Here is a 1,762-nt window from a genome sequence, read left to right as displayed (position 1 = left end):
GTTTAGCGATAGCCTTTGCTGGATCAATCCATTTAACGGACCATAAAGCTTGTTCACGAAAGAAGCTAATCAAAAAAGGATAATGTGTGCAGGCTAAAACAATAATATCAGTATATTTGCCATTTTTTTCCACAAAACATGGAAGGATTTCTTTCTTTATCTCTTTCGAATCGATAGATTTTCCCCGTAAATAATTTTCAGCAAATCCAGCAAGCTTTTCACTTCCCACAAGCTGAACATGACACTGTCCAGCAAAAGAGTTGATTAATTCATTTGTATAAGCACGTTTAACTGTTCCAGGGGTTGCTAATACGGAAATAAAACCAGATTTCGTCTGTTCAGCAGCTAATTTAATTGCAGGAACCGTTCCTACAAAAGGAACATGAGGAAAATTTTGTCGTAAATCTGCCATCATCAGTGTAGAAACAGTATTGCAAGCAATGACACATAAGGCGGGATTATAACGTGTTAAAAGATTTGTAAAAATCTTTAAAATATGGTCTTTCAAAACATTTTCTTCCCAATTGCCATAAGGGAATCCCGCATCATCAGCCACATAAATAAATTGCCTTTCAGGGATAAGAACACGCACTTCCCTTAAGACAGTTAAACCACCAATACCACTATCAAAAAAAAGAACAGGCTGTTCATCCATCAGTTTTCACACTTGTTTGTAATTTTTTACGGTCGCGCTCTTTAGGTGCTCCACTCCCCCTTGGATATTGTGGTGAAAAATAATCCAGTGAAGATATAACGCCCCGCAATAAACGAACCTCAGGTTCACTAAAGTTAGCACGCGTAAAAACAGAGCGTAAATTTGCAAGCATCACTTCTTTGCGTTCTGGGGGTCTAAAATATCCACGAATATCCAAAGCCTCTTCTAACTGAGATAAAAAACCATGAAATATTGTTTTATTTGCAGGTTCCATCTCTGCGGCACGAAATGCCGTATCGCTGACATTCTCTAGACCTGTTTTCATCCATTCGTAAGACATTAAAAGAACCGCTTGCGCAATATTGAGAGATGCAAAAGCAGGATTAACTGGAAAAGTGATGATTTCATCAACAAGACTGATTTCATCATTTTCTAGTCCCCATCTCTCTCTTCCAAAGACAATACCTGTCTTATGTCCGATACTTTCACGCTGACGTAATACGCTTGCTGCTTCGACAGCACTTTTTACAGTTTTAAATCCACATCTTTCACGCGCTGTTGTGGCAAAAACATAGTGTAAATCTGCAATTGAATCACGCAATGTATCAAAAATCACAGCGTTGTTAATGACATGATCAGCTTTACTTGCAGCAGCTCTAGCTTTTTCATTTGGAAACATTTCTCGAGGATTGACTAATCGAAGCTTAGAAAGCCCAAAATTTGCCATTGCCCTTGCGACCATACCAATATTTTCAGGAAGCTGCGGTTCAACTAAAATAATAACGGGACCATTTGTTAAATTTTCACGATTCTTATTCGTTCCTGCCATCAATACTCCCTAATTGCACTTACTTATGCTCCATTCGCTGTTTTTTTAAAAGCAATCTTCTTCAAAGTACACCAATGCTTGTTAATAATAAATTTTAAAAGCCATTCAAAGTAGACTATGGAGTTTATACAATTTATATAAGATATCGTAACATTTTTTACATTAATTTTATCTTGTTTAGTAGGTGACAACTCCTACCCGTCATAATCTCAGTTGAATTATGAAATCATAAATCCTAAAAAAGGAATATGTATTTTATTCCCAAACTTTTTCCTGCA

2 protein-coding genes are annotated in these 1,762 nt (G+C 36.7%); both read right to left on the bottom strand.

Annotated features, from left to right (window positions below):
- The coding region (gene murI / locus ACFIO3_RS00340) for a glutamate racemase (protein WP_375704000.1) at window positions 1–655 on the bottom strand (655 nt) is incomplete at its 3' end.
- Complete coding sequence (locus tag ACFIO3_RS00335; protein ID WP_375606884.1) at window positions 648–1,484, bottom strand: RNA methyltransferase; 837 nt, start codon at window positions 1,482–1,484, stop codon at window positions 648–650. The genes murI and ACFIO3_RS00335, both read right to left, overlap by 8 nt.
- Between the last annotated feature and the right edge of the window lie 278 nt (window positions 1,485–1,762).

It is taken from the genome of Bartonella sp. AD328YNZD (assembly GCF_042196425.1).
Note: the sequence above shows the minus strand (reverse complement) of the source record. Positions and strands in the feature narration are given on the sequence as shown.